Below are 26,936 nucleotides of genomic sequence, written 5' to 3'. Positions count from 1 at the left end.
TTGGGTGGTGCCGGTCACGGAGGGTAGATCCCGCTTCTCGTGGCGAGCCTACCGTCCGGGCCGGGGCTCACCCTCCGTGCTGAGACAACGGGGAATTCGATATGGCGATTCCCACGAGGGATCGATGGGCTGTTTTGTCACAGGCTCTCCTGGTTTCGAGGGCTCTGCCCCTCCGGGGGGCAGGACGGGGGACCGATGCCGCACGGGCCCAGCTTCGTGGGTTCACCCAGGGGTGTGCGTTCCGCCTCGCCGGGGGACCCCGGAGCCGGTGGGGAGATATGGAGCGTCTAAGGTGGCGTGGTACGCGCAGAGCGGACGATTCGGGACCCTTCGTTCCTGTATCCGCCTGTGAGGATTCATCTTCAGTTGGGGTGTTAGTGACCGCCGTCGAATCCCGTCCCGCCGGGGTCACCGGGGCGACGCCTGCGCACCGGCCGTTCGGGGCCCGTGTCGGCGCATTCGTCGCACTGACCAAGCCTCGGATCATCGAGCTGCTGCTGATCACCACCGTGCCGGTGATGTTCCTGGCGCAGCGCGGTGTTCCGGATCCGCTGCTGGTGCTGCAGGTGGTCATCGGCGGCTACCTCTCGGCCGGCGGCGCCAACGCCCTCAACATGTACATCGACCGCGACATCGACGCGGTGATGTCGCGGACCGAGCGGCGGCCGATCGTCACCGGCATGGTGTCGCCGCGCGAGGCGCTGGTCTTCGGCATCGCGCTGGCGATCGGCTCGACGATCTGGCTGGGCGCCCTGGTCAACGTGCTGTCCTCGCTGCTGGCGCTGTCGGCACTGCTCTTCTACGTGTTCGTCTACACGCTGGGGCTGAAGCGGCGGACCGCGCAGAACATCGTCTGGGGCGGCATCGCCGGCTGCATGCCGGTCTTCGTCGGCTGGGCGGCGGTCACCAACTCGGTGTCCTGGTCGGCACTGGTGCTCTTCCTGGTCATCTTCTTCTGGACGCCGCCGCACTACTGGCCGCTGTCGATGAAGGTGCGCGAGGACTACGAGCGGGCCGGCGTGCCGATGCTGCCGGTGATCAAGGGCAACCTGGCGGTCGCCAAGCAGATCGTCGTCTACTCGTGGGTCATGGTGGCCGTCTCGCTGGCCCTGTGGCCGCTGGCCGACACCAGCTGGCTCTACCCCGTCTCGGCCGTCGTGCTGGGCGCCGCCTGGCTGAAGGAGGCGCACGGGCTGTACGCCCGGGCCAAGGCCGGGGTGGTCGGCGCCAAGCTGAAGGAGATGCGGCTGTTCCACTGGTCGATCACCTACCTGACGCTGCTGTTCGTGGTGATCGCGGTGGACCCGTTCGTGAAGTAGAGCTGCTGAGGAAGGGCCCCGGTCTTCGGACCGGGGCCCTTCCCCTTTTCGCGCTCCGCCTCAGCGGTTCTCGCGCTCCGCCTCAGCGGGGCGGCAGCTCGGACGGCCCGACGTGGCCCTCCAGCCAGTCCCGGAGCGGCTGGGAGGCCCGCAGGAAGCCGGTGATCCGCTCGTAGGCGGTCCGGGTGCCGAGCCACGGCCCGGGCGGCCACTCCTGCCAGGCGATCAGGCCCTTGTGGCGGAGCAGTCCGATCCGCGGGTGGTCCTTCGGGTAGCCGCGCGGGGCGGATTTCAGGCTGTCCCGGCCGACCACCTCCGGGCCGGCCTTGCGGACCCGGGCGGCCACCCGCTCCAGCTCGGCGCCGCTCACGTCCTCGGCGACGGCCGCGCGGTAGCGTTCCAGCTGGTCGGGGGCGAGCCGGTAGAGCCCGTTGCCGCAGGCCAGGCCGTCGGCGGAGAGCTGGACGTACCCGCCGGCCGTCAGGTGGGCGCCGATGTGCGTCTTGTACGGGGACTTGTCGGCGCTGAACCGCACGTCGCGGTTGGGACGGAAGATCTTGCCCGGCCCGAACTCCGGTTCCAGCTCGGCGAGCAGCTGCTCCATGGGCTCTCGTACGGCGTGCTCGTACCGGTCCTTGTGGGTCTGCCAGAAGGTCCTGGAGTTGTCGGCCTCCAGGTGCTCGTAGAAGTCGAGGGCCTCAGCGGGCCAGCCTTGGAAGGTCACCCCTCCAGTATGTGGCCCGGTGCACAGCCCGCTCCCGTCGCCAGCTCCGCTACCGATGGGTAGCATGCGGGCATGAGCAGCGCAGAGACCGCCACCCCCGCCGCGCCGGACGCCCGCGTTGAGCGCCGCGCCAAGCGCATCGCCAAGCACCTCTCCAGCTTCGCCCGCCAGCACGGCGGCAGCGCCGACGCCGTCGTCGAGTATGTCGGCGCCGTGGCCACCCGGATCGTCGTGGTCGGCGCGGACGGCACCTGGGGCGACCAGGTCGCCCCGAGCTACGCCGTGGGTCGCCGGGCCGCCGAGCTGGCCGGGGTCACCCTGCACGACGACTTCGAGGGCGAGCTGGGCCTGAAGGTGAAGACCGGCCCGTACGAGTGGAAGCGGATGGCCGGAATCCAGATCGGCGGCTGACGCCGGTCCCGGACATGCGGAAGGGGCCCCGGGTGATCCCGGGGCCCCTTCGCGTGCGGGCTCAGACGGCGGCGGCCTGCGGCTCGCGGGCCGGCAGCGGCGCGGCGGGCGCGTCCCCGTCCGTGCGGACCCGCAGCGCGAGCGGGATGCGCAGCACGGCGATCCAGGTGAGCGTGGCGCCCAGCATGTGCAGGCCGACCAGGATCTCCGGGACGTCCGTGAAGTACTGGACGAAGCCGAGCACGCCTTGGAGCAGCAGCACCACGAGCAGCTCGCGGGCCCGGGCCCGGGCGGCCGGCGGGGCCTTCACCGCGGCGAAGACGAAGAGGACGGCGACCGCCAGGCCGACCGAGACGAACGCCAGGTCGGCGTGCACCTGGGCCAGACGGTCGTAGTCGATCGGGATCCGCGGCACGATCTTGTTGTCCCTGGGCGTCCCCGGGTGGTGCCCGGCGCCGGTCACCAGCGTCCCGGCTGCCACCAGCAGGCCGATCACGGTGACCAGGACGTACGAGAGCTGCACGATCGGACGGGCCACGGCCGGCTGCGGCGGGCCGTCGCCCTCCTTCGACCGCTCCCACATCAGCAGCGCGACCCAGACCAGGGCCATCGCGGAGATCAGGTGCACCGCGACGGTGTACGGGTTGAGGCCGGTCAGCACGGTGATGCCGCCGATCACGGCGTTGCTCATCACCAGCCAGAACTGCGCCCAGCCCAGCCTGGTGAGGCCGCGCCGCCACGGCCGGTGGCAGCGGGCAGCCAGGATGGCCCAGCCGACCGCGGCGCTCAGCACATAGGTGAGCATCCGGTTGGTGAACTCGACGATGCCGTGGAAGCCCATCTCGGGCGTCGGCGTCAGGCTCTGGTCGGTACATCGGGGCCAGGTGGTGCAGCCGAGGCCGGAGGCGGTGAGCCGGACGGCGCCGCCGGTGACCACGATGACCACGCTCATCACCAGCGCGGTGAACGCGGCGCGCCTGACCATGGCGGCGGACGGCTGCCAGCGCTCGGCGAGCAGGGAGAAGGGGGTACGCACGGGGTCAATCGTAGGCGGCCTTACAGCCGATCTTGGGGCGGGGCGGCTGCGCGCCGCGCGGGCCCCGGAGGGTTGCCGCTCCGGGTGTCCCGCCGGCTGCCGCTCCGGTTGCCGCTCCGGCAAGAGCGCCGGCGAAAACGGGACTGTTGGGGCATGGCGGTCATTGGTCCTGACCAGTTGCCCGACCGGCCGAAAGAGTGCGGATTGGTCCGTACCTTTTTCGGGGCCCCCGGCCGAGTTCGCCAAGCTGCGCTCCGCCTCCACCGCGCTCGCCGCCGCGCCGCGGACCGCCGGTGCCACGGTCGAGGCCAAGGGCGCGAACCTCCACCTGAGCGGCGCCGACGCCGGGCTCGACAGCTTCACCGTCGGCGCCGCGACGCTGCAGGGCGCCACCGACGTCTTCCTGAAGGTGCCGGCCGGCGCGGTCACCGTGATCAACGTGGGTGCCTCCGGCACCCCGTCCGCCTCCGCCCCGGCGGCCGCGCCGGGCGCCTCGGCCGGCCCGACGGCCACCGCGACCGGTGGCGGGAATCTCGCGCACACCGGCTCCGGCCCGGTCGTCCCGCTGGCGATCGGTGGGGCGGTCGTGATCGCCGCCGGTTGCGCGATCGTGGTGGCCACCCGTCGCCGGGCGGCGAGGAAGGCCTGAAGGTTCGTCGACCGACTGAACGGGCGCCCCCGGTGATTGAACCTGATCACCGGGGGCGCCGTTCTTCATGGCAGTGTGACGAAGTCCATTCAAGTCTGCCGAATCCGCGTCCTCCGAGGTCGCGGGTGTGATGGGCTGGCGATGCACATCCGAGGCCGGACGGACAGACGAAATCCGGTCGTCAGCGGGGTGTAGAGCGGGACGGGAGTGCCGGTAGAGTCCCCCGGACAGTCGTAGCGGGCCACCGTCAAACACTCAACATGCCTGCTGCACAGGACCGTTCGGAGGGGACAACGAAATGGCGCGACAGCAGCGGCAGCTCGGCATCAGGGGCGCGGCACTGGCCGGCGCGGCGGCAGCAGCCGTCCTGCTCCCGATAGCCATGGCCACCAGCGCTTCGGCGCACGTGCCCACCTGGCACACGACCTGCGACAAGATCGTGATCGACCTGACCAACTACAGCGACGCGTCGGGCGTGAAGAACGCCGTCAGCCTGACCGTCGACGGCGAGAAGGTGCTCGACCAGAAGCAGTTCGGCAAGGAGTTCCACGGGACGTACCCGGTCAAGGAGCACAGCAAGCCGGTCACCGCGACCTTTGTGGTCACCACCACCGAGGACCCGAAGAACCACGACTGGAACAAGACCGAGACCAAGACGATCGAGGTCTGCCAGACCCCGACCCCGACCCCCACGGCCACGCCGACCAAGACGGCGACGCCGACTCCCACGGCGACGCCCACCGCCACGCCCACCAAGACGGCGACCCCGACCCCGACCCCGACCGGGACGGCCTCGCCCACCACGACCGCCAGCCCGACGGCGGCGGTCTCCACTCCGCCCAAGGCGACGAGCCCGGCGACGAGCACCGCGACCCCCGGGCCGGCGCTCGCCCAGACCGGTGGTAACGACTCCACCCCGATCATCGCGGCGGCCGGCGGCGCCGTCGTGCTGATCGGCGGCGCGCTCGTCGTGGTCGCCCGCAAGCGCCGGAGCAGCAGCGAGAGCTGACGCACGCGCCCGGCAACCCGGCGGCCCCTCGCTCGCACCGTCGAGCGGGGGGCCGCCGTGGTGGTGCTCCACCCGTCGAGGGCCGTGACCCGGGTAGCGGCTACGAAGCGGCCCGCCGCCGACAGGCTCCCGCCGGCTCGGGCGGCACCGATCGGACGGTGATCCTCAAGGTTCGCTCAACTCCATACGGCGCAGCGGGCATCCGTGAAAGGGTTTGCCCGGCTGCAGAAGCAGTCCACAGTGGGGGCGCGGCCGTCTCTCCTCCAGTTCGGAGAGCGGGCCGCGGGTTGTACGGGCCATCCCTTCGATGGTCACTTCACGGGGGAATTTCACATGGTTGACCTCGACTTCGAGCGGCGGATGAACCCGTGGCTCTTCGACAGTTCCGGAAATCTGACGGAAGCGGCAAGAAAGCAGTTCCCGGACCTCGCGGCCGCCGCGTCCGGCGCGCCCGCACCGTCGTGGACGCCCGTCACGCCGGGCACGCCGGGGCCGTCGGGCCCGACACTGGCGGTCAGTCCGGACGCGCTGCGCAAGGCTGCGAACAACACGACCACCTTGCAGACGAAGTTCACCCAGGCATGCCGGAAGCCCTTCGAGCACCTGTCCGAGGCAACGGAGGACCTGCCGCGCAGTTGGGCGCTGGTAGGCGCGCTGTGGACGGCGGACGAGGTCTGGATGGCGCAGGTCAATTCGCTCGACGCGACGCTCGGGAGGGTCGCGGAGTACCTGGGCAGCAACGCCGACTCCTACGCGCGCGCCGAGCAGTTGAACGCACAGAACTTCGGGAAGAGCTGAGGCGACTCGTCATGGTGGAATTCAGGGAACTGCGATACGCGCCGCTCTCCGGTATCGACCGGGTGGCAGGCGCCTTCGAGTCGCTCGTCCGAAGTTGGGAGTTCTCCTCCGAGCTGACCGGTGACGTGATCACCCCCCTCCAGGGCTCGGGCTGGCGCGGCATCGCGGCCGAGCAGGCGGCCGGCGGCATCCAGAAGGTCCGTACCGAGATCGACGCGGCCTTCGAGGAGGCCAGTGCCATGGCCCGGGCCCTGCGGGATGCCCACACCGAACTCGCCGGGGCCCAGGCCGACTTGAAGGCGGCCATCCAGTCGGCCGCCGACCGGGGGCTGACGGTGGACGACACCGGTGGCGTCCACTGGCCGCCGGCGACGAACCCGGCGGACAAGAATGACCCGGACTACGCCAACAGTTATCGGCAGAAGGCGACGGACGTGGCCGACGCGATCGCCAGGGCGGTGGCCCGGGCCGCCGCGGCCGACGCCGCCGCAGCCGGCGCCCTCGCGGCGGACACCGGCGCCGACCGTACGTCCTTCAACGCGAAGCCGCTCGGCGGGCAGCCCGAGGAGGAGGCCAAGAAGGCGGCGGACCTGCTGCGGCTCGGGGACAAGGCGACGGAGGCCCAGGTCCTCGAACTCAACCAGCTGGTGAAGAGCCACTCCGGGGACCCCCGCTTCGCCACCGCGTTCTACACCTCCGCCGGGCCGGACGGCTTCCTGAGCTCCTACGGCGCGCTGAGCGAGTTCGGCGGCTACTACGGCAGCGACGCGACCAAGAAGGCGCTCCTCGAACTGCAGGGCAACCTCGGCCGCACCCTCGCCACGGCGACGGACGGCGCCAAGGTGCCCCATCTGTCCGAGGCCTGGCAGACCGGGCTGCGCAAGGCCGGCGCCGCCCAGTACCAGCTGCTGCCGGACCGGCTCCAGGGCGGAAACCCGTACGGCTACCAGATCCTCTCCAACATCCTGCGGACCGGCACGTACGACCCGCACTTCCTCAACCCGGTGGTCGAGCACATCACCCAGCTCAGTGCGCAGAACCCGGGCCGGTGGGAGGACGCCGTCAGCAAGGCCAACCCGATCGGCCAGGTGTTCTTCCTCGGCAAGGACGGCTCCGGCATCAACCCGATGTCGGGCGCGCTGGAGGCCCTCGGCCACAACCCGACGGCGGCGACGAAGTACTTCCACGACCAGGCCACCGTCTACAACGACGACGGCACGGTCAAGGCCACCGGCCAGCCCAACACCTACCTGAAGCAGCTGACCGGCACCGGCTTCAACTCCATCCTCCAGGACTACCAGCCCGACCACGGCCCGCACGGCAAGGCCGCGCCGATGGAGGCCGGCGCGCTCGGCCACGCCCTGGAGGCCGCCACGACCGGCCGGGCGTACGACGCGACCGACGCGCCCCTGCCGCCGCACACGCCGGAGATGGCGGCCGTGGCGGCGCAGGTGGTGGACCGCTTCGGCAATGGCGACGGGCCCAAACTGCTCCGCAAGGGCGAGCTGTTCGCGGACCTTGCCCCGAGCCTCGGCCATGCGACGGCCGCCTACATGGGCGACGTGCAGGCGGCGCTGAGCCCGCAGGACCGGACGCTGCCCAGCTACGGCGCCCCGGCGCACCTCGGCCAGGAGAGCACCGCGAAGCTCCTGGGCGCGCTGGGCCGCAACCCCGAGGCCTTCGGTGCCATCGCCCAGGCCCAACAGGCCTACACGACGGCGCACATCCAGGACGTGATGCTGCACCGGGACACGTACGGCGACCAGTTCGGCCAGGCCGTGAACAACGCGGCGCATCCCGGCGGCGAGGTGGCGGGGATCCTCACCGCGGCCCGGACCTCCGCACTGGTGGGCGAGATGAAGGACCAGGCGGACGCGTACAACAAGTCCATCGACCAGAACGCCATGTGGGGGAAGTCCGTCTGGGCCATGACGGGCGGCAAGGCGCTGGGGCAGGTTCCCGTCGTCGGTGCGGGCCTGTCGCTGCCGGTGAACTACTTCATCGACCAGCTGGCCGCGAACTACCACATCGAAGCGAACACCGCGGACCCGGCCACGGCCGCGGACGTCGCCGGACTCAACGGGTCGGCCGAAGCCGCCAAGCGGGCGGTGGAGCAGGCCGCGCAGGGGACCGGGCTGAACCCGCAGCAGATCGAGGCCCTGTCCACGGCGGCCGCGAACCAGGTGAGGGCCGGCGCGGCCGACAGCTCGGGGCTCTTCACGCGGGCCGTCAATGGCTGAGGGAAAGCGGCTCCGGCGGCGGTGGCTCGCTGGCGGGGTCGCGGCAGTGGTGCTCGCCGGGGCCGGGTTCGGGTGGTGGCGGTCGGCCCACGCCCCGGCGGAGCTGCCGGCCAGCGCTTGCTGGTCGGTGCTCACCCGGGCCGACCTCGCACCGTTGGCGGATGACCTGCACGGGACGTTCGTCGAGCGTAATTCGTCGGACGGCAGCCACGAGCACCTTCAGCCGATCCGCGGCGACCAGGATTGCAGGGTTGAGAGGAATCCGGCGAACGGCCTTCTGTGGATCCAGGTGTGGTCGATGGACGAGCTCACGATGAAGATCAAGTACGGCGCGGGTTCGGAGGTTTCCCACCAGGGTGAGAGCAGGCTGGACTTCGGCGCGGACGTGCAGGGGTGGACTGGGTCGAGGCAGGTGGGGTTGGCATTCCGGTGCGACAACCCGGAGAACGCCCGCATGGGCCGGCCGTACGTGGCAGTCGGGGTCGCGGCCGGGGACGTCACCGATCCGAGGTCGGAGAAGGTCCACCGGGCCGTCCTCGACATCGCGCTGAAGTACGCCAAGGACGTCGTGGCCGGCTATCCGTGCGCGAACCCGGTGAAGCTGCCGGACACAGTCCCCGGGACGGTGAGGAGCTGACGCGTCGACGTCGTCCCCGGCCGGCGGAGCCGGGCGCAGGTGGGCTGGTACCGCCGGCACCGGCTGCTGCTCGCCGCCGTGTCGGCCGCCGCCGTTGCGGCAGCCGGCGGCGGGCTGTGGTGGTGGTCCGCGCGCGAGCCGCTGAGCCTGCCCGCGACCGCCTGCTGGCCGGTGCCCGACCGGAACGACCTGAAGCCGTTGACCGACAGGGATAGCGGGACGTTCGGTGTGCACTACGGGAGGCCCCGACGACGGGAGCGGCGGGTCGGCCTCCGCGCGGGCGGGCACGACCAGACGTGCCTGGTGCAGCGGGATCACCCGGTGCTGCTGGACCTGAAGGTGGGGCTGCTGACCGACCTCTCCTACCACGTGGACTACGCCGGACGCCGTTCCGGTGACCGAGTCCGTGCCGCGGAGGCTGGACCTCGGCCAGGACGTCCAGGGGTGGATGTGGCAGGACGGTACGGTTCATCTGGCGTTCCGGTGCGAGAACCCGGTGGCCGCCGACCTGGACCGCCCGTACGTGGAGATCCACGTGTGGGGGGATTTCCGGCTCACCGATCGGACGCTGCCCTCGATGCACCGGGCCCGGCTGGACATCGCGTTGAAGGCCGCCAAGGGGGCCGTCACCGCCTACCCGTGTCGCAACCCGATCGCCTTCCCGTCGGCGGAGGTCCTCAAGGAGGCCGGTCGCTGACATCCCACCGTCCGGCTGGTCGGGGTGCTCGAAAGGCAGCGATCCACCCGGAGCCCGCACCCGCACCAGCCACTTTGCAGTACTCCGCCCCGCCGAGCCGGTGCTCGGCGGGGCGAAGTGATCAGGACCTCGCGTTGTGGTCAGGATCTCGACGTGACCGACGGCGCCCTCGGATGAGCGAGGGGCCGCCGTGGTGTGTGAGGTGAGGTGGCGAAGTCGCCGGCCTGCCCTGTGCGGCGATCGTGATCGTCTAGTGCCGCATCAGGCAACCTTTGCCCTGTTGTGACGCACCGTCTGGATGGTGATCGCCGCTGCGGTGGCGGCGGCGGTTCTGGCACGCGTATGAAGCTGCGCATAGAGGGTGACTGTCCGTCGAGCCTGCGTCGGTACGGCCGGGCTGTGCGTGGATGTGCGGGTGCGGTGTCAGATGTGGCGCTGTCGCCGGTTGTGTCCATTCGCGCTCAAGGGCAGTAGTTCTCCAACTACCCTTTCAGTGCCGGATATGGGGTGCGGCGGACAAGGGGTCAGGGCTTTGGATGTTTCCGAGGGGACCGTGATCGCTGGACGCTACCGGCTGGCCGAGCGTCTGGGCGGTGGCGGAATGGGCGAGGTGTGGAAGGCGAGAGACCAGCGGCTGCAGGTCGAGGTCGCGGCCAAGCGCCTGATCCTGGATCCGTACGCCACACCTGAGGAGCGCCGGACCGCACTGGCCTACGCGGTGAAGGAGTCCCGGCACGCCGCCGCGCTGCGAACCCATCCCAATGTCGTTGCCGTCCACGACGTGGTCGAGGACGAGGACGGGATCCCGTGGACGGTGATGGACCTGATCGCAGGGCGGTCCCTGGCGCAGGCCGTCGCCGCAGGCCAGCACTTCGGGCCAGCACAGGCCGCCCGGATAGGCATGCAGGTCTTGGCCGCCCTGGCCGCGGCGCACGAGATCGGAATCGTCCACCGGGACGTTAAGCCCGGGAACATCATGCTGGCCGATGACGGCCGCATCCTGCTGGTCGACTTCGGTATTGCCAAGCACCACGCGGACACCAGGATCACCCGGACGGGTCTGGCGGTCGGAACCGTGGAGTACATGGCTCCCGAACGGTTCGACAACGCTGACGGGCCGGCCGGGGATCTGTGGGCCCTGGGCGTGACCCTGTACGAGGCGGTCGGCGGCGGATCGCCGTTCCGCCGCGACTCGTTGATGGCCACGATCCGTGCGATCGGAATGGACGATCCGCCCGCGCCGGCCTCGGCCGGGTGGCTGGCCGAGGCCATCCTGCGTCTGCTGGGCAAGGACCCCAACGCCCGCCCCACCATCGAACAGACGAAGGCGCTGCTGGAACACAGCCAGGATCCGGGCACCGTGGTCCTGTCGCAGACGGTCGAGCACCCGCCCACGCAACTGGCAACCGGCGGCCAGGTGCCCAAGGCCATGCCGCCGCTCACCACCGCGCAGGCGGAACTGTTCGACCGCGCCGTGCGGCTTGCCGACTCCATCGATGACCCGGATGAGAGAGCGGATGCGTTGTTTCAGGTGGGCTGGAGAGCCCCCTGGCTCCACGACGAGATCATGCGGCGTCTGCCCTCGGATAAGCGCATCGATTTTCAGTTTGGACTGGCCTTCGACGCGGGCGATGTCGGCCTGACCCGGCGCCTGCTCGAACAGTCCGAACCACTCATCGCGCTGATTCCCGATCCCGTCGAGCGGGCACGCCAGCAGTATCACCGCATCGTAAGCCTGAGCCAGATGGCCGAGCTGATGGCCGAGGGCGACCCTGGCGGGGCCCGTAAGTTGATGGAGCAGGTCGAGTCGGCCGCCCGCGACCTGCCCCTCGATCCCGACAATCCGTGGTTCCTGCCTCTCCGCCTGGTGCAGACCGCCAACGCCGGCCGCCGCGCCGACCCGCACGCATCCCGCCGCCTGACTGACCTCGCCGAGCAGCGCGCGCTCAGCCTGGCCGAAGAGCACAACAAGCAGACGGCACTGGCGTTCGTCAGTGCGGAACTGGCGCCCGTCGATCCCCACCGGGCCGAACGGCTAATCGGCATGATCACCGTCCGCTGTAGCCAGGCCGGGGCATGGAAGAGTGCCATCGACAAGGCGGTCTCCGCCGGCTGCGGACATGTGCCGGACCTGATCGACGCCGCCGAGCTGGCTCTCGTCGGACCGGCGCTGACCGCCAAGCCGGCCCCTGTCGCGTCACCAGTACGGCCTGAGGAGCACGCGCCTGGCGGGTGGTGGCGCTTGCGCAAATCCCGCCGGCCCGATCCGGTTGCGGAGGAGGTCGAGGAGGAGCCGGACGGCACCGACGATCTTGTGGGTATCGCGGTCTCCGCTGCCGCTGCAGACACGGCCCGGGCCCAGCGGCTCGCGTATCGGATCACCGATCACGTCGCTCGGGCCAAAGCCTTCCTCGGTATGGCCGGCCAGGTGGCCGCCTCCAACCGTGCCCAGGCACGGCATTGGCTCGTAGCCGCACACAGGGCGGCGCTTCAGATCCCGCCGTATGCCTTCACTCACCGATCCGCAACCATCGGAGAGATCGTCGCAGTGGCTGCGATGGTCGATCTTGAGTATGCCGCCAAGATTGCTGAACGCCTCGTCTCCGACGACCTCGGGCATGACATATCGCTTTGGACGTTGATCGGGGTCGCCGGGAACATCGCCGCCGTAGACCCGGCTCAGGCGGTGCGGCTCGTTGACCGGGCCGAGCTGCACCGCGACGCGCGCACCACGCCGCTCGACAGGATGCAGCGGAGTTATCTCGCTCATGCCCTGGTCACCGCCGCCGTGACGACGGTCGGCCGGGATCTGCAGCACGCGAAGGACCTGATACGTCGGGCTTGGGAGACCGTTCACCGGCCTCCGGCAGTCAACGACACCAAGCTGACGTGGCGGGCCCTGGAGGACCTGATCGGCAGGGACCTGCACGCCGCCGAGCAACTCCTTGGCCAGCTGCCCGGCTCAGGCCAGGATCCGCTGCTGGTCTGCGTCGTCACGGCGCTCACCGAGACCGACCCCCTCCGCGCCGAACAGACGGCCCGCCGAATCACCAACGACACACTGCGCAGGCAAGCCCTGCTGGGGGTCACGCTCTCGATCGCAGCAAGCGCCCAAGGCTCCGACGCGGGCCGTGAGTTCTAGGGCCGAGTCAAGTCACGTTCGCCCCGTCGTGTAGTGCCGCACGGGTGCTGTTCGGAGCGCCGCCACAATGATCACGTGGCTGAACGTGTGCAGGTCCGTGAGATCGATGATGACGAGGGCGGACGGCTGCTGCGGATCGTCCGCAGAGGTACCGAGTCGGTGGTGACCTGGCGACGCGCCCAGATGGTCCTGTTGTCCGCGCAGGGCATGCCGGTGGCGAGGATCGCCGAGGTCACGTTCACCAGAGCGGACCGGGTCCGGGACGTGATCCACAACTTCAACGCCGACGGCTTCGACTCCTTGTACCCCAAGTACAAGGGCGGTCGACCGAGGACGTTCACCCTGCCCGAGCGCCGGGAGATCAAGAAGATCGCGAAGTCCAAGCCGGCCGAGCACGGCCTGCCGTTCTCGACCTGGAGCCTGGCCAAGCTGGCCGATTTCCTGGTCGCCGAGGGGGTGGTCGACGACCGCCTACACCCCGACCAACAGCTCCTGGCTCAACCGGATCGAGGCCCAGTCCACCGCCCTGCGCTACTTCGCCCTCGACGGCACCGACCATCCCAGCCACAAGTAACAGGGCAGCATGATCCGCCGATACATCATCTCGCGAAACAAGCACGCCGCCGACAAGCGACTCCGCGACGTAGTCGACAAGGCGAACGTTGCTTGATGCGGCACTAGCCCTGCGGTCGTGCCCGCTCCTGGACGGTGGCGACGTAGCGGTTGGTGAACACCATCGGGATCACGAAGCCGGCGACCTGAACCAGGGTGGCGGTGGTCGAGTGGCCCTGGTCGGCGTGGCCGAGGGCGGCCAGCACGGCGGCGGTCGCGGCGAAGGCGGTGGCCCAGACGCCGGTGAGGACGCGGTTGGTGCGCACGAAAAGCGGCTGATGCCAAACCTCGCGCGGAGTGGACTGCTTGGCGATGCCGAGGGTGAACGGCTTGCCGATCGCCAGCGAGGCGCCGGCGATCAGGGCGAGAACACAGGAGGACAGCGCGGCCGAGTACGCGTGAACGGCCGAGTCGGGCTTGGCGAAGGCCACGGCGGCCAGCACGGCGAAGAAGCCCGCCGACCCGGTCTCGATGATCAGCGCGTCAAAGCCGCTTCCCGTCGAACGCCGCTTGACGATCACTCCCACGGCCACGACCAGGCCGGCCAGCGCGGCCCACTGCCAGCGGTCGGACGGCAGGACGGCGTAGACGATCCACGGCAGGAACGTGAGGACGTAGGTCATGGTGAATCTCCCCCTGGATCGGCATGACGACGGCCCAACGTAGAACCTCCTCTGACGACATGTCAATTGTGGAAGCTAGGCTGCGGGCATGAGTCTTCGACACGCCTTGTTGGGGTTGCTGGTGGACCGGCCCGCCAGCGGCTACGACCTGTTGAAAGAGTTCGAGAGCTCGCTCGCCCTCGCCTGGCCGGCCACCCAGAGCCAGGTCTACACGGAACTGACCAGGCTGGACGACAGTGGTCTGATCACCGTCAGCGCCCACGGACCTCGAGGCCGCAAGGAATACGCCCTGACCGCCGAGGGCCTGGCCGAACTGCAGCACTGGCTCACCGAGACGACACCCACCCAGCATGCGCGCAGCGACCTCCTGCTGCGGGTCTTCTTCCTCGGCGTGCTCACCCCCGCCCAGGGGCGCGACTACCTGCGGTGGCTGGCCCGGATCTCCGAACGCCACCAGGAACGACTGCAGGCCGCCGAAGAGGAGATCGGCCGGGGCGACGGAGACCCCGCCGTCCACAGCAGGATCGCGCTCGAGTACGGCCTGCGGTTCAACGCGATGCGCCGCGAGTGGGCCGAGTGGGCCGAAGGGCAGATCCGGGACGGCCACTGATCGCCCGCGGACCCCTGCCAAAGTCTGCTCTTCTCGGCCTCGTCCGGTCGGGGGAGGTTCGGCAGCGCAGGGCAGCTTGGAGGCGGTGGGCGAGGGGGTCTTCCTCGGCCCGGCCGCCGGTCGCCGTGCCGGGACGCGTTCGGCCCGAGCGCCGCGGTGCCTTGGGCGCTCGGGGGGAGCGGGGAGTCGGCGGGTCCGACTTCCCACGCCGGGGGGCGCGTGGTGTCGACTGTCCCGAGTCAGCGGGGCCTACTGGCGGGGGAACGAGGTGGCTTCCGGTGATCGCGCGCCAGCGGTTCCGGGCGGACTCGACGAGCTTGAACACCATCGCGAGGGCGGCTGCCGGGCTGCCGGCGCCGCGGGTGACCTTGGTGCGGAGCTTGACGGTGGAGTCGGACCACTGCGCCCGAGCCCTGGATTCCGCCTCGAACAAACGGCTTGCCGCCCGTGTGGGGGTGTGTCACTGTTCGCCTGGATCAAGATCACTGACGGGGTGTTGGACGTATGGGAATCGGTGCCATGGGTAGTCGCAGTCAGTACGAGGACGAGTGTCGCCGGGCGTTGGCCGGAGAGCAGGCGAGGAGCCTTGCCGAGACCAACGACTGGGCGCACGTGGACAGAGAGCAGGTCCACCAGGACTGGGACGTGCTGTACAGGGAGATCGCGGCCGTTCTGGACGCCTCCCTGCCCGGGGATCGACAGATTCAGGAGCTCGTCAGCAGGCACTTCGACATAATCTGCCGATTCTACGTCCCCAGCAGGGAGGCCTATGTGGGCATGTCGCTCTTCTACGGAGAAGACGACGGCATGAGGGAGTTTCACAACTCCTACCACCCCAGGATGGTGGAGTTCCTGGGTGATGCGATCAGTGTCTTCGCTGAACGCGGGGTTGGTTTCGCCTCGTAGGCGCCGAAGCTGCGCAGGCAGCTCAATTCCCCTTCCTGGAAGGGCATCCAGCTTCAAGGACGCCATCCCCGCTGCTCCCTTGCACTCCCCGGCCTCGGAGGATCACAGAGCGGGAGTCACGCGACTGCGCCGAAGCCCTGAGGGGGTGGCGAACTCGGTGGGTCCGGGGGAGGGAGTCAGGGAATCGGTACGGTATTCCAGACGGCGATACGTCCATCGCGCGAAAAGCGCCGATCTGGTCCCGCACCGTAGTCCGCAGCTGGCCGGCGGGTAGGCAGCGGGTAGGCAGCGGGTAGGCATTGGCGGGCGTTGCCGCGAGCGGGGTCAACCCGCATGCCAGGACCATGACGCCGGCCAACTTCAGGAGCGTTCCCCTGCTCGGTGTGCGCCTGCTCAAAGCCGTCCCCTCCCTTGAGGACGTGGAGATTCTCAACGGGCATTTCCGGCCCGGTGGACCTTGAGGCGACGTCGGAGGCCGGTGGGTCGATCACCGGGCGGCTTGGGCACGCGCCTCCGTGGCAGTCCTTGGCACCTGCCGTCCCATTCACCGTAGCGCCGATCCGGCGGTGCAGCGCGGGGTATCCCCGGTGCGCCGCGGCGGCCCTTTGCGAGGAGCAAGGGGCCGCCGGAACGATTCGCTACGCGTTGGCGGTGTGGTGGTCGAACTCGCCTGCCTTGGCACCGCGGAGGAAGGCGGCGAACTTGGCGGGGGAGGTGCGGATGACGATGTTGCCGTCGTCGGATTCGCGGAGTTCGACCCGCCCGTGGGCGGTACGCACCTCGACACACGCGTTGCTCGATCCGGAGTAGCTGGACTTCTGCCATATGGGGCTACTCATACTGACTCTCGATCTCCTTCTTGATGGATCGGATGAAGTCTCGCGACCCCTCTTCCGTGAGGGCCACAGATGCCATGCGGGTGAGGATTTCGCGGTAACTCGCCAGGTCCGAGGGAGTATCGAAAAGTGGGCAGCCAAAGCTAATGTCGATCTGCACGGTGTCCAGTTCGGGGACCGGGCCCTCGGTGTAGACGAAGTTCTCGCTGGGGCCGGGCAGAGATTCGATGTCGAAGGGCACCACTCGAACTGAGATTCCGGCGCTCTCGGAGTCCTTGATGAGAGCGCCGAGTTGCTCGGCAAGCACCTCCGGCCCACTGAACTGCATGCGGAGCGCGGCTTCGTGGATGAACGCCGTGTAGGGCGTCGCGCCGGACCGGACGATCTGTTGCCTCTGGAGGCGGAAAGCCATCCTGAGATCGACATCGACGCGCGGCAACGGTGGGATCGCACGAGCGAACACCGAAGTCGCGTATGCCGGGGTCTGGAGCAGTCCCGGGACGAAGGTGATCGAGTATGTGGAGATCCTCCGTGCATGACCCTCGATCGCGGCGACATCGAGCAGGTCCGTGGTCAGACCATGGCTGTAGTTCTCCCACCAGCCTGTCTCTCGTTCCTCGATGATGTTGGCGAGTGCGTCGATCAGGGGTTCGTTTCCGCATCCGCAGGCCGTGGCGATCGCGCGCAGGCGCTCCATGCTGACGGCCGACTTCCCGTTCTCCATCTGGGTCACCAGGGCTGGAGTCACCCCGAGCAAGCGGGCAAGGTGGCTGCCTCCAAAGCCGGCTTGCTCTCGCATCCTTCGCAGTTCGGCGCCGAGGCGACGCTGGCGAAGGGTTGGTTTCGGGCGAAGGGCCATGACGTCCTCTCTGCAGGTACGGACGCCAGTGTCCCGCGCCCCTCGCTGGCGGTGCTACTTGGGTGCAGGGCAGCGAGCGTCGCACTGGAGAGGGAACCTTCTCGCATTCGGATTAACTTTAAGAGCGGGTGCGCTATGGTCTATGTCACAGCGATCCGACGGATCGTCAGTAAGGCCTGTTTCCGGGGCAGTAGGCGCCTGCTGCCCTCGCACCGCAGAGCAGCCATGTCCTGGCCTGGCTCACGGTGACGTATCCGCCGGTGAATGCCGAGTCCCTCTCCGCTCAACCTCATCCGGAGGTCCCTCATGTGTGCCTTCAACCCGCCCGACTGGTCCGCCGCCCGCGAGGCGCTGCGCCACGCGCTGTCCGCCGCCGGATGGCCGGACGGCCTCATCCACGACGCCGAACTCGCCCTCTGTGAGCTGTTCGTCAACGCCTGGAAGCACGGGGGCAGCCCCGCCCCGGCCGTGGTCGTCGTCCTCCTCGCCACCCGCACCCTGCGGGTCTCGGTCGCGGACGACAGCCCGGAGTTGCCCGAGCCGCACGTCTCCGCCGACCCCTACGAGCTGTCCGGCCGCGGCCTGCACCTGGTCCGCTCGCTCACTCACCGCTTCGGGGCCAGTCCCCGTAAGAACGGCAAGTTCGTCTGGTTCGAGCTGGACTGCGCCGCGTGAGCGCCGCCCGCCGCACCCCGCTCGCCCCCGACGACCCCCGGATGCGTGACTACAGCGACACCCAGGTCGCCGCCCTCCTCCGTGAACTCCACACCCGAGGAGCGAAGTTCGGGATCCGCTGGGGTTCCGCCGCCACCGTCAACGGCGCCGTCGACGGCCGCATCCTGATCGACTTCGGCAACGCTCCCATCAGCACCGCCCTCAACCTCCTCCACCTGCTCCGCGACACCGAAAGGGACCAGCCGTGGGAGTCCTGATCCCGATGGTCGCCACCGGGGCGATCCACACCGAGCGCACCACCGCCCACTACCTCGCCGTCGAGCACGTCCCCGACGCCGCCCTCCAGTTGCGCCTCGCCGTGGACCTCGACGTCCACGCCGCCCCCGGCGAGCAGCTGGCCTTCCCCCTCACCCGCGACCAGGCCCACGACCTGCTCCAGTCCCTCGCCGCCCACCTCGGCCACCGCGTCCTCGGGATCCGCCGATGAGATCCGGCACCGCCGGCTTCCTCGTCGGCGCCGCGCTGATCACCCTTCTCGCACTGGCCCTCGTCACCGTGGCCCTCGGCGTGATCGCGACGATCAAGATGCCGCACCCGGACGCAGAGGCCCCGCCGCCCCCGATCAGCCGACACGGCCGGTGGGAGCTGCGCCGACTCCCCGACGGCACCTACGAGTACGCCTGGATCGCCCGCCAGGCCGGCCACTTCGGCCCCGAGATCCCTCAACCGTCCACCAAATCCGGCCGACACCGCATACCCGACTGAGCGCGACCACGAAGGCCCTCGCCGACCCGGGCGAGGGCCTCGCCGCGCCATCCCGGCGTTCTCGCCGGCGTCCGGGGAGCGGGCCTCGGCTTCTCCCCTATGCTCCGGGGTCCATGAACACAGTCGCTCTCGGGGTCGGTGCCGTGCTCGGTGTCCTCACGTGCTTCGCGGCACGGGAGACCCACCAGGTCCACCGGATCCGCAGCCGCGGCGTTCACACTGTCGGCCAGGTGCTCTATGTTCGGACCGACACCGACGGGGACGGCGACCTCCAGCACCACCCGGTGGTCCGCTTCGAACTTCCCGACGGCACGCCGGTCGAGGCGGAGAGCGCCACCGGCACGCCCCACTCCTGCCCACTCGACAGGGGAGACCCGGTCGCAGTCGCCTACCACCCGCGCCGTCCCGAGAAGATCGTCATCCTCGGTTTCGACGGCCCCGCCAGCCCGTGGCTCTACGGCTGCATAACCCTCTTCCTCGGCGGCTTCTCGGCACTACTGCTGCTGGGCGGCGTCGCCGCTCCCTGACGGCGGCTCATCGCCTCGGTGCCGGGTGCGACCGCCGGGATCACTCCCAGCGGAAGAACCGGGCGGCCGCGGCCAGGCCGAGCACCGCCCAGCCGCCCAGGATGCCGAGGTCGGCCCAGGGCACCCCGGCGCCGGTCTGGAGGACCGAGCGCAGGCCGTCCGAGAGGGCGGCGATCGGCAGCAGCTCCAGCACCGACTGCACGGCCGACGGGAACTTCGACAGCGGCACGATCACGCCGCCGGCCAGCAGCAGCAGGATGAAGACCAGGTTGGCGGCGGCCAGCGTGGCCTCCGCCTTGAGCGTGCCGGCCATCAGCAGGCCGAGGCCGGAGAACGCGGCCGTTCCGAGGACGAGCAGGGCGACAACGCTGAAGGGGTCGCCCTGCGGGGACCAGCCGAGCGCCAGCGCGATCACCGACAGCAGCGCCACCTGCAGCGCCTCGGTGACCAGCACGCACCCCGTCTTCGCGGTGAGCAGGGCCCAGCGCGGCAGCGGGCTGGCGCCGAGCCGCTTGAGCACGCCGTAGCGGCGCTCGAAGCCGGTGGCGATGGCCTGTCCGGTGAAGGCGGTGGACATCACGGCAAGTGCGAGCAGGCCGGGCGCCAGGAAGTCGACGCGCTTGCCGGGGCCCTCGACGGCGACGATGTCGACGGCGGAGAAGAGGACGAGCAGCACCGTCGGGATGATCACGGTCAGCAGCAGCTGTTCGCCGTTGCGCAGCAGCATCTTCGTCTCGAAGGCGGTCTGCGCGAGCAGCATCCGGCCGACGGGGGCGGCGCCCGGCTGCGGGGAGTAATCGGTGGTCGTCACGAGCGGAGGTCCCGTCCGGTCAGGTCGAGGAAGACGTCTTCGAGGCTGCGGCGCTGTACGGCGAGCCGCTCGGGGAGGATGCCGGAGGCCGCGCACCAGCCGGTGACGGTGGCCAGCAGCTGGGGGTCGACGGGTGCCTCGATGCGGTAGCTGCCGGGGGAGGCCTCGGTGGCGGTGGCGCCCTCGGGCAGCTCCTTGAGCAGCGGGGCGAGGTCGAGCCCGGGCGGGCCGTCGAAGCGCAGCGAGGACTCGGCGCCGCCGCGGCAGAGCTCCTCCGGGGTGCCCTCGGCGATCACGCGGCCGCGGTCGACGATGGCGACCTGGTCGGCGAGCTGTTCGGCCTCGTCCAGGTGGTGGGTGGTGACGACGACGGTGACGCCGTCCCGGCGCAGGTCGCGGACGAGGTCCCAGGTGGCGCGGCGGGCCTGCGGGTCGAGGCCGGCGGTGGGCTCGTCCAGGAAGACCAGTTCGGGGCGGCCGACCACGGCCATGGCCAGGGCGAGCCGCTGCTGCTGCCCGCCGGAGAGCCGGCGGTAGGTGGTGCGGCCGCAGGAGCCGAGGCCGAGCCGCTCGACCAGGGCGTCCACGTCCAGCGGGTGGGCGTGCAGCTTCGCGGTGTGCCGGAGCATCTCGACGGCGCGCGCCCCGGCGTACACGCCGCCGGACTGCAGCATCACGCCGATCCGGGGGCGCAGCTCGGCGCTCTGGGCGACGGGGTCGAGGCCGAGGACGCGGACGGTGCCGGCGTCCGGGCGGCGGTAGCCCTCGCAGGTCTCGATGGTGGTGGTCTTGCCGGCGCCGTTGGGACCGAGCACGGCGGTGATCGCGCCGCGCGCGAGGGTGAGGTCGAGACCGTCCACCGCGGTCTTCTCGCCGTAGCGCTTGACCAGCCCGGTGATCTGGACCGCGGGTTCGGAATGCATACCGGCGAGTGTAGAAGGCGTGAACACGGGGCCCGTCGCGGGACCCCGGTGCGGCCGCGGGGAAGGGGCGGCCGGATTGATCGTCCACGCAGGCCAGGTAAGCCTTACCTGCGTGACAGATGACACCAGTGAGGCCTGGATCACGGCTTGTCCTGTCGGAAGTAATTACGCAACACTGGTGTTGTGAAAAACATGCGCGAGCACACCACGCAGCAGGAGGCCGAGTCGGCCCCCGGCTGTGCCGTGCCCGCGACGGCGGCCGAGGTGCTGCTGGAGGGCCACCGTGCGACCCGGGACCGGGTCGCACGTTCGATCCTCGACCACGGCCCCTCCTCCGCCACCGACCTGGCGAACCGGCTCGGTCTGACCACCGCGGCCGTCCGCCGTCACCTGGACGGCCTCGCCGCCGCCGGCCTGGTCGACGCCCGTGAACAGCGGGTGTACGGCAGCCGCGGCCGGGGCCGCCCCGCCAAGGTCTTCGCCCTCACCGACGCCGGCCGGGACGCCTTCTACCAGGCGTACGACCAGCTCGCGGCCGACGCGCTGCGGTGGATCTCCGACTCGGTGGGCGGCGGCAAGGCGGGCGAGGAGGCGGTCGCCGCCTTCGCCCGGGCCCGGTTCGGCAAGCAGGGCGAGCGCTACCTCGCCACGCTGCGCCAGGCCGAGGCCGGGGAGCGCACCGAAGCGCTTGCCCAGGCGCTGAGTGCGGACGGGTACGCTGCCACCGTGCGGCGTGTTCCGTCGGCCGCGGCGAAAGCCCCGGCGGGCGCGCAGCTCTGCCAGCACCACTGCCCGGTCGCGCACATCGCCGAGCAGTTCCCGCAGCTCTGCGAGGCGGAGACCGAGGTCTTCTCCCAACTGCTGGGCACCCATGTGCAACGGCTGGCCACCATCGCCCACGGCGACGGGGTCTGCACCACCTATGTGCCGGCACCCGGTGCCGCATCGTCGCCCGCACTGCGCCCCGCAGGCCCGGGTACCGATGCAGTGCCGACTGCCGGTACGTCCACCGAAGACTCAGCGTCCGCGCGTTAGGAAGCTCGCATGACTGACACCGTTTCGCACCCGGAGCTCGAAGGCCTGGGCACCTACGAGTACGGCTGGGCCGACCCGGACGCCGCCGGCGCCGCCGCCAAGCGCGGGCTCAGCGAGGACGTCGTCCGCGACATCTCGGCGAAGAAGAACGAGTCCGAGTGGATGCTGAACCTGCGGCTCAAGGGCCTCAAGCTGTTCGGCAAGAAGCCCATGCCGACCTGGGGCTCCGACCTCACCGGCATCGACTTCGACAACATCAAGTACTTCGTCCGCTCGACCGAGAAGCAGGCCGAGTCCTGGGAGGACCTGCCGGCGGACATCAAGGCGACGTACGACAAGCTGGGCATCCCGGAGGCGGAGAAGCAGCGCCTGGTCGCCGGTGTCGCCGCGCAGTACGAGTCCGAGGTGGTCTACCACCAGATCCGCGAGGACCTCGAGGAGCAGGGTGTCATCTTCCTGGACACCGACACCGCTCTGAGGGAGCACCCGGAGATCTTCAAGGAGTACTTCGGCACTGTCATCCCGGCCGGCGACAACAAGTTCGCCGCGCTGAACACGGCCGTCTGGTCCGGTGGCTCCTTCATCTACGTCCCGAAGGGTGTCCAGGTGGACATCCCGCTCCAGGCCTACTTCCGGATCAACACCGAGAACATGGGCCAGTTCGAGCGGACGCTGATCATCGTCGACGAGGACGCCTACGTCCACTACGTCGAGGGCTGCACCGCGCCGATCTACTCCTCGGACTCGCTGCACTCCGCGGTCGTGGAGATCATCGTCAAGAAGGGCGGCCGCTGCCGCTACACGACCATCCAGAACTGGTCGAACAACGTCTACAACCTGGTCACCAAGCGCGCCGTGGCGTACGAGGGCGCGACCATGGAGTGGATCGACGGCAACATCGGTTCCAAGGTCACCATGAAGTACCCGGCCGTCTACCTGATGGGCGAGCACGCCAAGGGCGAGACCCTGTCGATCGCCTTCGCCGGCGAGGGCCAGCACCAGGACGCCGGCGCCAAGATGGTCCACATGGCGCCGAACACCTCCTCCAACATCGTCTCCAAGTCGGTGGCGCGAGGCGGCGGCCGGACCTCCTACCGCGGTCTGATCGAGATCGGCGAGGGCTCCAAGGGCGCCAAGTCCAACGTGCTCTGCGACGCGCTGCTGGTCGACACCATCTCCCGCTCGGACACGTACCCGTACGTGGACGTCCGCGAGGACGACGTGTCCATGGGCCACGAGGCGACCGTCTCCAAGGTCAGCGAGGACCAGCTCTTCTACCTGATGAGCCGGGGCATGACCGAGTTCGAGGCGATGGCGATGATCGTCCGTGGCTTCGTCGAGCCGATCGCGCGCGAGCTGCCGATGGAGTACGCGCTGGAGCTGAACCGGCTGATCGAGCTGCAGATGGAGGGCTCCGTCGGCTGACGAGCAGCCGCACGCAGTCCAGTCCGCATCGTTAGGAAGAGAGCACCACGACAGCCATGGCTGACGTCAACACCCCCACCGGCTCCACCACCGCCGGTTCGATCGAGGTCGGCACCGCCGGGGCGGGCGCGCAGCTCGCCGGCCCCGGCACCGGCCGCGCCTCCGTCCAGCAGCCGATCGACGCCCGCGTCGCGGTCAAGCCCTCCTTCGAGGTCGGCGACTTCCCGGTGCCGACCGGCCGTGAGGAGGACTGGCGCTTCACCCCGCTCCACCGCCTGAACGGCCTGCACGACGGCACCGCCGCTGCCACGGTCGAGAAGGACGGCGAAGGCACGGACAAGGTCGAGCTGAGCCTGCCGGACGGCGTCACCGCCGAGGCCGTCGGCCGCGACGACGCCCGCCTGGGCAAGGCCGGCAAGCCGGTCGACCGGGTCGCCGCGCAGGCGTTCAGCGCCTTCGAGCAGGCGCTCGTGGTCACCGTCCCCAAGGAGACGGTGCTCACCGAGCCGGTCAAGATCGACGTGCACGGCGAGGGCGGCACCCGCTTCGCCCACGTGGTGGTCGACGTCAAGCCGTTCGCCGAGGCCGTCGTGGTGATCAACCACACCGGTACCGGCACCCGCGCCGCCAACGTCGAGCTCCTGGTCGGCGACGGTGCCAAGCTCACCTTCGTCTCCGTCCAGGACTGGGACCGCGACGCGGTGCACGCCACCCAGCAGACCGCCCTGGTCGGCCGGGACGCCTCGCTGAAGTCCGTGGTCGTCACCTTCGGCGGCGACGTGGTCCGCATCCACCCGCGGGTCTCCTACGCCGCGCCGGGCGGCGAGGCCGAGCTGTTCGGCCTCTACTTCGCCGACGCCGGCCAGCACCTGGAGCACCGTCTGGTCATCGACCACGACACCCCGCACTGCCGCTCCAACGTGGTCTACAAGGGCGCGCTGCAGGGCCAGGACGCGCACGCCGTCTGGGTCGGCGACGTGCTGATCCGCGCCGCCGCCGAGGGCACCGACACCTACGAGCACAACCGCAACCTGGTGCTCACCGACGGCGCCCGCGTCGACTCGATCCCGAACCTGGAGATCGAGACCGGCGAGATCGTCGGCGCCGGCCACGCCTCCGCGACCGGCCGCTTCGACGACGAGCAGCTCTTCTACCTGCAGGCCCGCGGCATCCCGGCCGACGAGGCCCGCCGCCTGGTGGTGCGCGGCTTCTTCGCCGAGCTGGTCCAGCAGATCGGCGTCGCCGAGATCCAGGACCAGCTGATGGAGAAGATCGAAGCCGAGCTGGAAGCGGCGGTCTGAGCCAGATGAGCTTTCTCCGCGCCTGCGCGCTCAGCGAGCTCGCCGAGGACGTGCCCAAGCGCGTCGACCTCAACGGCGTGCCGGTCTCCATCGTCCGCACCGACGAGGGGGTGTTCGCGATCAACGACATCTGCTCGCACGCGAACGTCTCGCTCTCCGAGGGCGAGGTCGAGGACTGCATGATCGAGTGCTGGCTGCACGGCTCCAGCTTCGACCTGCGCACCGGCAAGCCCTCCGGCCTGCCCGCCACCAAGCCGGTCGCTGTCTACCCCGTAAAGATCGAAGGGGACGATGTGCTCGTCTCCGTCAACCAGGAGTCCTGAGTACACATGGCAACCCTTGAAATCCGCGACCTGCACGTCTCCGTCGAGGCCGAGAACGGCCCCCGGGAGATCCTGAAGGGCGTCGACCTGACCGTGAAGCAGGGCGAGACCCACGCGATCATGGGTCCGAACGGCTCCGGCAAGTCCACCCTGGCCTACTCGCTCGCCGGTCACCCCAAGTACACCGTCACCGGCGGCTCGGTGCTGCTGGACGGCGAGAACGTCCTGGAGATGTCCGTCGACGAGCGCGCCCGGGCCGGCGTCTTCCTGGCCATGCAGTACCCGGTCGAGGTCCCCGGTGTCTCGGTCTCCAACTTCCTGCGCACCGCCGCCACCGCCGTCCGCGGCGAGGCCCCCAAGCTGCGGCTCTGGGTGAAGGAGGTCAAGGAGGCGATGTCCGCCCTCCAGATGGACCCGGCCTTCGCCGAGCGCAACGTCAACGAGGGCTTCTCCGGCGGTGAGAAGAAGCGCCACGAGATCCTCCAGCTGGAGCTCCTCAAGCCGAAGATCGCGATCCTCGACGAGACCGACTCCGGCCTGGACGTCGACGCGCTGCGGATCGTCTCCGAGGGCATCAACCGGGTCCGTTCGACCGGCGAGGTCGGCACCCTGCTGGTGACCCACTACACCCGCATCCTGCGGTACATCAAGCCCGACCACGTTCACGTCTTCGCGGGCGGCCGCATCGTCGAGTCCGGCGGTGCCGAGCTGGCCGACAAGCTGGAGAACGAGGGCTACGAGTCCTACGTGAAGGGCGGCGCTTCCGAGTGACCCATACGCACGAGTCGGCGGTTCTGTCGGGTCTGCTCGACACCGATGCGATCCGCAAGGACTTCCCGGTCCTCCAGCGGCTGCTGCACGACGACAAGCCGCTGGTCTACCTGGACAACGCGGCCACCTCGCAGAAGCCGCGCCAGGTGCTCGAGGCGCTCAACGCCTACTACGAGCGGCACAACGCCAACGTCCACCGCGGCGTGCACGTGCTCGCCGAGGAGGCCACGGCGCTGTACGAGGGCGCCCGTGACAAGGTCGCGGCGTTCGTCAACGCGCCGAGCCGCAACGAGGTGGTCTTCACCAAGAACGCCTCGGAGTCGCTCAACCTGGTCGCCAACATGCTGACCTGGGCGGACGAGCCGTACCGGGTGGACGCCGAGTCCGAGATCGTCATCACGGAGATGGAGCACCACTCCAACATCGTCCCGTGGCAGCTGCTCTCGCAGCGCACCGGCGCGAAGCTGAAGTGGTTCGGGCTGACCGACGAGGGCCGGCTCGACCTGTCCAACATCGACGAGCTGATCACCGAGAAGACCAAGGTGGTCTCGTTCACCCTGGTCTCCAACCTGCTCGGCACCGTCAACCCGGTCGAGACCATCGTGCGCAAGGCCCAGGCCGTCGGCGCCCTCGTGGTGATCGACGCCTCGCAGGCCGCGCCGCACATGGTGCTGGACGTGCAGGCGCTGGAGGCCGACTTCGTCGCCTTCACCGGCCACAAGATGCTCGCCCCGACCGGTATCGGCGTGCTCTGGGGCCGCCAGGAGCTGCTGGAGGACCTCCCGCCGTTCCTCGGCGGCGGCGAGATGATCGAGACCGTCACGATGGGCTCGTCCACCTACGCCCCGGCGCCGCACAAGTTCGAGGCCGGCACCCCGCCGATCGCCCAGGCGGTCGGGCTGGGCGCGGCAATCGACTACCTGTCGGCCATCGGCATGGAGAAGATCGCCGCGCACGAGCACGCGATCACCGAGTACGCCGTCGAGCGCCTGCTGGAGGTCCCGGACCTGCGGATCATCGGCCCGCGCACGGCCGTGGACCGCGGCGCCGCGATCTCGTTCACGCTGGGTGACATCCACCCGCACGACGTGGGCCAGGTGCTGGACGAGCAGGGCATCGCCGTGCGCGTCGGCCACCACTGCGCGCGGCCGGTCTGCCTGCGGTACGGAATTCCGGCGACCACGCGGGCGTCGTTCTATCTGTACTCGACGCCGGGCGAGGTCGACGCCCTGATCGACGGCCTGCACCACGTCCGGAACTTCTTCGGCTGAC

General features: G+C 69.9%; 29 protein-coding genes and 2 pseudogenes. 23 read left to right on the top strand and 8 right to left on the bottom strand.

Annotated elements, in window-relative coordinates; translation table 11 throughout:
• Positions 1-377: 377 nt before the first annotated feature.
• The gene (locus tag OG286_RS12560; RefSeq protein ID WP_396320514.1) at positions 378-1,319 is read left to right on the top strand and encodes a heme o synthase; all 942 of its coding nucleotides are present in this window, start codon (positions 378-380) and stop codon (positions 1,317-1,319) included.
• 82 nt (positions 1,320-1,401) lie between these two features.
• On the opposite strand, the gene OG286_RS12555 is transcribed toward OG286_RS12560, so the two are convergent.
• The gene (locus OG286_RS12555; protein ID WP_396320513.1) at positions 1,402-2,043 is read right to left on the bottom strand and encodes a DUF2461 domain-containing protein; all 642 of its coding nucleotides are present in this window, start codon (positions 2,041-2,043) and stop codon (positions 1,402-1,404) included.
• 72 nt (positions 2,044-2,115) lie between these two features.
• Between OG286_RS12555 and OG286_RS12550 the strand changes: the two genes are divergently transcribed.
• Positions 2,116-2,454 (top strand): hypothetical protein, encoded by a 339-nt coding sequence (locus OG286_RS12550; protein WP_396320512.1) that lies wholly within the window; start codon positions 2,116-2,118, stop codon positions 2,452-2,454.
• A gap of 61 nt (positions 2,455-2,515) precedes the next feature.
• On the opposite strand, the gene OG286_RS12545 is transcribed toward OG286_RS12550, so the two are convergent.
• Entirely contained in the window at positions 2,516-3,490 is a 975-nt protein-coding gene (locus tag OG286_RS12545; RefSeq protein ID WP_396320511.1) for a heme A synthase, read from the bottom strand.
• A 163-nt stretch (positions 3,491-3,653) separates the two neighbouring features.
• On the opposite strand from OG286_RS12545, the gene OG286_RS12540 reads away from it, so the two are divergent.
• The 8 genes and pseudogenes from OG286_RS12540 to OG286_RS12505 all read left to right on the top strand — a co-directional run bounded on the left by OG286_RS12540 (position 3,654) and on the right by OG286_RS12505 (position 13,332).
• The gene (locus OG286_RS12540) at positions 3,654-4,139 is read left to right on the top strand and encodes a choice-of-anchor A family protein (protein WP_396320510.1); all 486 of its coding nucleotides are present in this window, start codon (positions 3,654-3,656) and stop codon (positions 4,137-4,139) included.
• 298 nt (positions 4,140-4,437) lie between these two features.
• Positions 4,438-5,148 (top strand): LAETG motif-containing sortase-dependent surface protein, encoded by a 711-nt coding sequence (locus OG286_RS12535; RefSeq protein WP_405361609.1) that lies wholly within the window; start codon positions 4,438-4,440, stop codon positions 5,146-5,148.
• A 333-nt stretch (positions 5,149-5,481) separates the two neighbouring features.
• Entirely contained in the window at positions 5,482-5,946 is a 465-nt protein-coding gene (locus OG286_RS12530; protein WP_396320508.1) for a WXG100 family type VII secretion target, read from the top strand.
• A gap of 11 nt (positions 5,947-5,957) precedes the next feature.
• Positions 5,958-8,186, top strand: coding sequence for a hypothetical protein (locus tag OG286_RS12525; protein WP_396320507.1), 2,229 nt, complete (start codon positions 5,958-5,960; stop codon positions 8,184-8,186).
• 46 nt (positions 8,187-8,232) lie between these two features.
• The gene (locus OG286_RS12520) at positions 8,233-8,823 is read left to right on the top strand and encodes a hypothetical protein (RefSeq protein ID WP_405361612.1); all 591 of its coding nucleotides are present in this window, start codon (positions 8,233-8,235) and stop codon (positions 8,821-8,823) included.
• Positions 8,824-9,217: 394 nt separating this feature from the next.
• Positions 9,218-9,520, top strand: a complete 303-nt coding sequence (locus tag OG286_RS12515) for a hypothetical protein (RefSeq protein ID WP_396320505.1) — start codon at positions 9,218-9,220, stop codon at positions 9,518-9,520.
• Between the two features lie 532 nt (positions 9,521-10,052).
• The gene (locus tag OG286_RS12510; protein WP_396320504.1) at positions 10,053-12,662 is read left to right on the top strand and encodes a serine/threonine-protein kinase; all 2,610 of its coding nucleotides are present in this window, start codon (positions 10,053-10,055) and stop codon (positions 12,660-12,662) included.
• Positions 12,663-12,737: 75 nt separating this feature from the next.
• Positions 12,738-13,332 (top strand): annotated as a pseudogene (locus tag OG286_RS12505) (transposase).
• A 7-nt stretch (positions 13,333-13,339) separates the two neighbouring features.
• Here the strand turns inward: OG286_RS12505 and OG286_RS12500 are convergent.
• Positions 13,340-13,897, bottom strand: coding sequence for a hypothetical protein (locus tag OG286_RS12500; RefSeq protein WP_396320503.1), 558 nt, complete (start codon positions 13,895-13,897; stop codon positions 13,340-13,342).
• Positions 13,898-13,985: 88 nt separating this feature from the next.
• Between OG286_RS12500 and OG286_RS12495 the strand changes: the two genes are divergently transcribed.
• Positions 13,986-14,507: a PadR family transcriptional regulator gene (locus OG286_RS12495; protein ID WP_396320502.1), complete on the top strand. Its 522-nt coding sequence runs from the start codon at positions 13,986-13,988 to the stop codon at positions 14,505-14,507.
• 262 nt (positions 14,508-14,769) lie between these two features.
• Here OG286_RS12495 and OG286_RS12490 read toward each other — a convergent pair.
• Positions 14,770-14,898: pseudogene (locus OG286_RS12490) on the bottom strand (IS256 family transposase); the annotation flags it as partial.
• Between the two features lie 113 nt (positions 14,899-15,011).
• On the opposite strand from OG286_RS12490, the gene OG286_RS12485 reads away from it, so the two are divergent.
• Positions 15,012-15,413, top strand: a complete 402-nt coding sequence (locus OG286_RS12485) for a TipAS antibiotic-recognition domain-containing protein (RefSeq protein ID WP_405361617.1) — start codon at positions 15,012-15,014, stop codon at positions 15,411-15,413.
• Between the two features lie 638 nt (positions 15,414-16,051).
• On the opposite strand, the gene OG286_RS12480 is transcribed toward OG286_RS12485, so the two are convergent.
• Together OG286_RS12480 and OG286_RS12475 are read right to left on the bottom strand one after the other, a co-directional pair.
• A complete protein-coding gene (locus OG286_RS12480) occupies positions 16,052-16,252 on the bottom strand; it encodes a DUF397 domain-containing protein (protein WP_405365245.1) in 201 nt (66 codons plus the stop codon).
• The gene (locus OG286_RS12475) at positions 16,245-17,108 is read right to left on the bottom strand and encodes a helix-turn-helix domain-containing protein (protein WP_405365243.1); all 864 of its coding nucleotides are present in this window, start codon (positions 17,106-17,108) and stop codon (positions 16,245-16,247) included. Before OG286_RS12475 ends, OG286_RS12480 begins: the two co-directional genes overlap by 8 nt.
• 306 nt (positions 17,109-17,414) lie before the next feature.
• Here OG286_RS12475 and OG286_RS12470 point away from each other — a divergent pair, with 306 nt between their 5' ends.
• From OG286_RS12470 to OG286_RS12450, 5 genes are all read left to right on the top strand, one after another.
• Positions 17,415-17,783, top strand: coding sequence for an ATP-binding protein (locus tag OG286_RS12470; protein WP_405365241.1), 369 nt, complete (start codon positions 17,415-17,417; stop codon positions 17,781-17,783).
• The gene (locus OG286_RS12465; RefSeq protein WP_405365239.1) at positions 17,780-18,040 is read left to right on the top strand and encodes a hypothetical protein; all 261 of its coding nucleotides are present in this window, start codon (positions 17,780-17,782) and stop codon (positions 18,038-18,040) included. Before OG286_RS12470 ends, OG286_RS12465 begins: the two co-directional genes overlap by 4 nt.
• On the top strand, positions 18,028-18,270 hold the full coding sequence (locus tag OG286_RS12460; RefSeq protein WP_405365237.1) for a hypothetical protein: 243 nt from the start codon (positions 18,028-18,030) through the stop codon (positions 18,268-18,270). Before OG286_RS12465 ends, OG286_RS12460 begins: the two co-directional genes overlap by 13 nt.
• Positions 18,267-18,548, top strand: coding sequence for a hypothetical protein (locus OG286_RS12455; RefSeq protein ID WP_396320495.1), 282 nt, complete (start codon positions 18,267-18,269; stop codon positions 18,546-18,548). The genes OG286_RS12460 and OG286_RS12455 overlap by 4 nt, the downstream gene beginning before the upstream one ends.
• A 113-nt stretch (positions 18,549-18,661) precedes the next feature.
• Positions 18,662-19,075, top strand: coding sequence for a DUF3592 domain-containing protein (locus OG286_RS12450; protein WP_405365235.1), 414 nt, complete (start codon positions 18,662-18,664; stop codon positions 19,073-19,075).
• A gap of 40 nt (positions 19,076-19,115) precedes the next feature.
• Here the strand turns inward: OG286_RS12450 and OG286_RS12445 are convergent, their stop codons facing one another.
• Complete coding sequence (locus tag OG286_RS12445) at positions 19,116-19,835, bottom strand: ABC transporter permease (RefSeq protein ID WP_396320572.1); 720 nt, start codon at positions 19,833-19,835, stop codon at positions 19,116-19,118.
• Between the two features lie 47 nt (positions 19,836-19,882).
• Positions 19,883-20,809: an ABC transporter ATP-binding protein gene (locus OG286_RS12440; RefSeq protein WP_405365233.1), complete on the bottom strand. Its 927-nt coding sequence runs from the start codon at positions 20,807-20,809 to the stop codon at positions 19,883-19,885.
• 192 nt (positions 20,810-21,001) lie between these two features.
• Between OG286_RS12440 and OG286_RS12435 the strand changes: the two genes are divergently transcribed.
• Genes OG286_RS12435 through OG286_RS12410 form a run of 6 tightly spaced genes read left to right on the top strand, consistent with a single transcriptional unit; the run spans position 21,002 to position 26,935 of the window.
• A complete protein-coding gene (locus OG286_RS12435; RefSeq protein WP_396320492.1) occupies positions 21,002-21,844 on the top strand; it encodes a helix-turn-helix transcriptional regulator in 843 nt (280 codons plus the stop codon).
• Between the two features lie 9 nt (positions 21,845-21,853).
• A complete protein-coding gene (gene sufB / locus OG286_RS12430; RefSeq protein ID WP_396320491.1) occupies positions 21,854-23,269 on the top strand; it encodes a Fe-S cluster assembly protein SufB in 1,416 nt (471 codons plus the stop codon).
• A 56-nt stretch (positions 23,270-23,325) separates the two neighbouring features.
• On the top strand, positions 23,326-24,570 hold the full coding sequence (gene sufD, locus OG286_RS12425; protein WP_396320490.1) for a Fe-S cluster assembly protein SufD: 1,245 nt from the start codon (positions 23,326-23,328) through the stop codon (positions 24,568-24,570).
• Between the two features lie 5 nt (positions 24,571-24,575).
• Positions 24,576-24,893: a bifunctional 3-phenylpropionate/cinnamic acid dioxygenase ferredoxin subunit gene (locus OG286_RS12420; protein WP_396320489.1), complete on the top strand. Its 318-nt coding sequence runs from the start codon at positions 24,576-24,578 to the stop codon at positions 24,891-24,893.
• Positions 24,894-24,899: 6 nt separating this feature from the next.
• Positions 24,900-25,664: a Fe-S cluster assembly ATPase SufC gene (gene sufC / locus OG286_RS12415; RefSeq protein ID WP_396320488.1), complete on the top strand. Its 765-nt coding sequence runs from the start codon at positions 24,900-24,902 to the stop codon at positions 25,662-25,664.
• A gap of 23 nt (positions 25,665-25,687) precedes the next feature.
• The gene (locus OG286_RS12410) at positions 25,688-26,935 is read left to right on the top strand and encodes a cysteine desulfurase (RefSeq protein WP_396320571.1); all 1,248 of its coding nucleotides are present in this window, start codon (positions 25,688-25,690) and stop codon (positions 26,933-26,935) included.
• Position 26,936 lies beyond the last annotated feature (1 nt).

It is taken from the genome of Kitasatospora sp. NBC_00039, from assembly GCF_045160625.1.
Classification (GTDB): domain Bacteria; phylum Actinomycetota; class Actinomycetes; order Streptomycetales; family Streptomycetaceae; genus Kitasatospora.
This window is presented reverse-complemented; position numbering and strand designations above follow the sequence as displayed.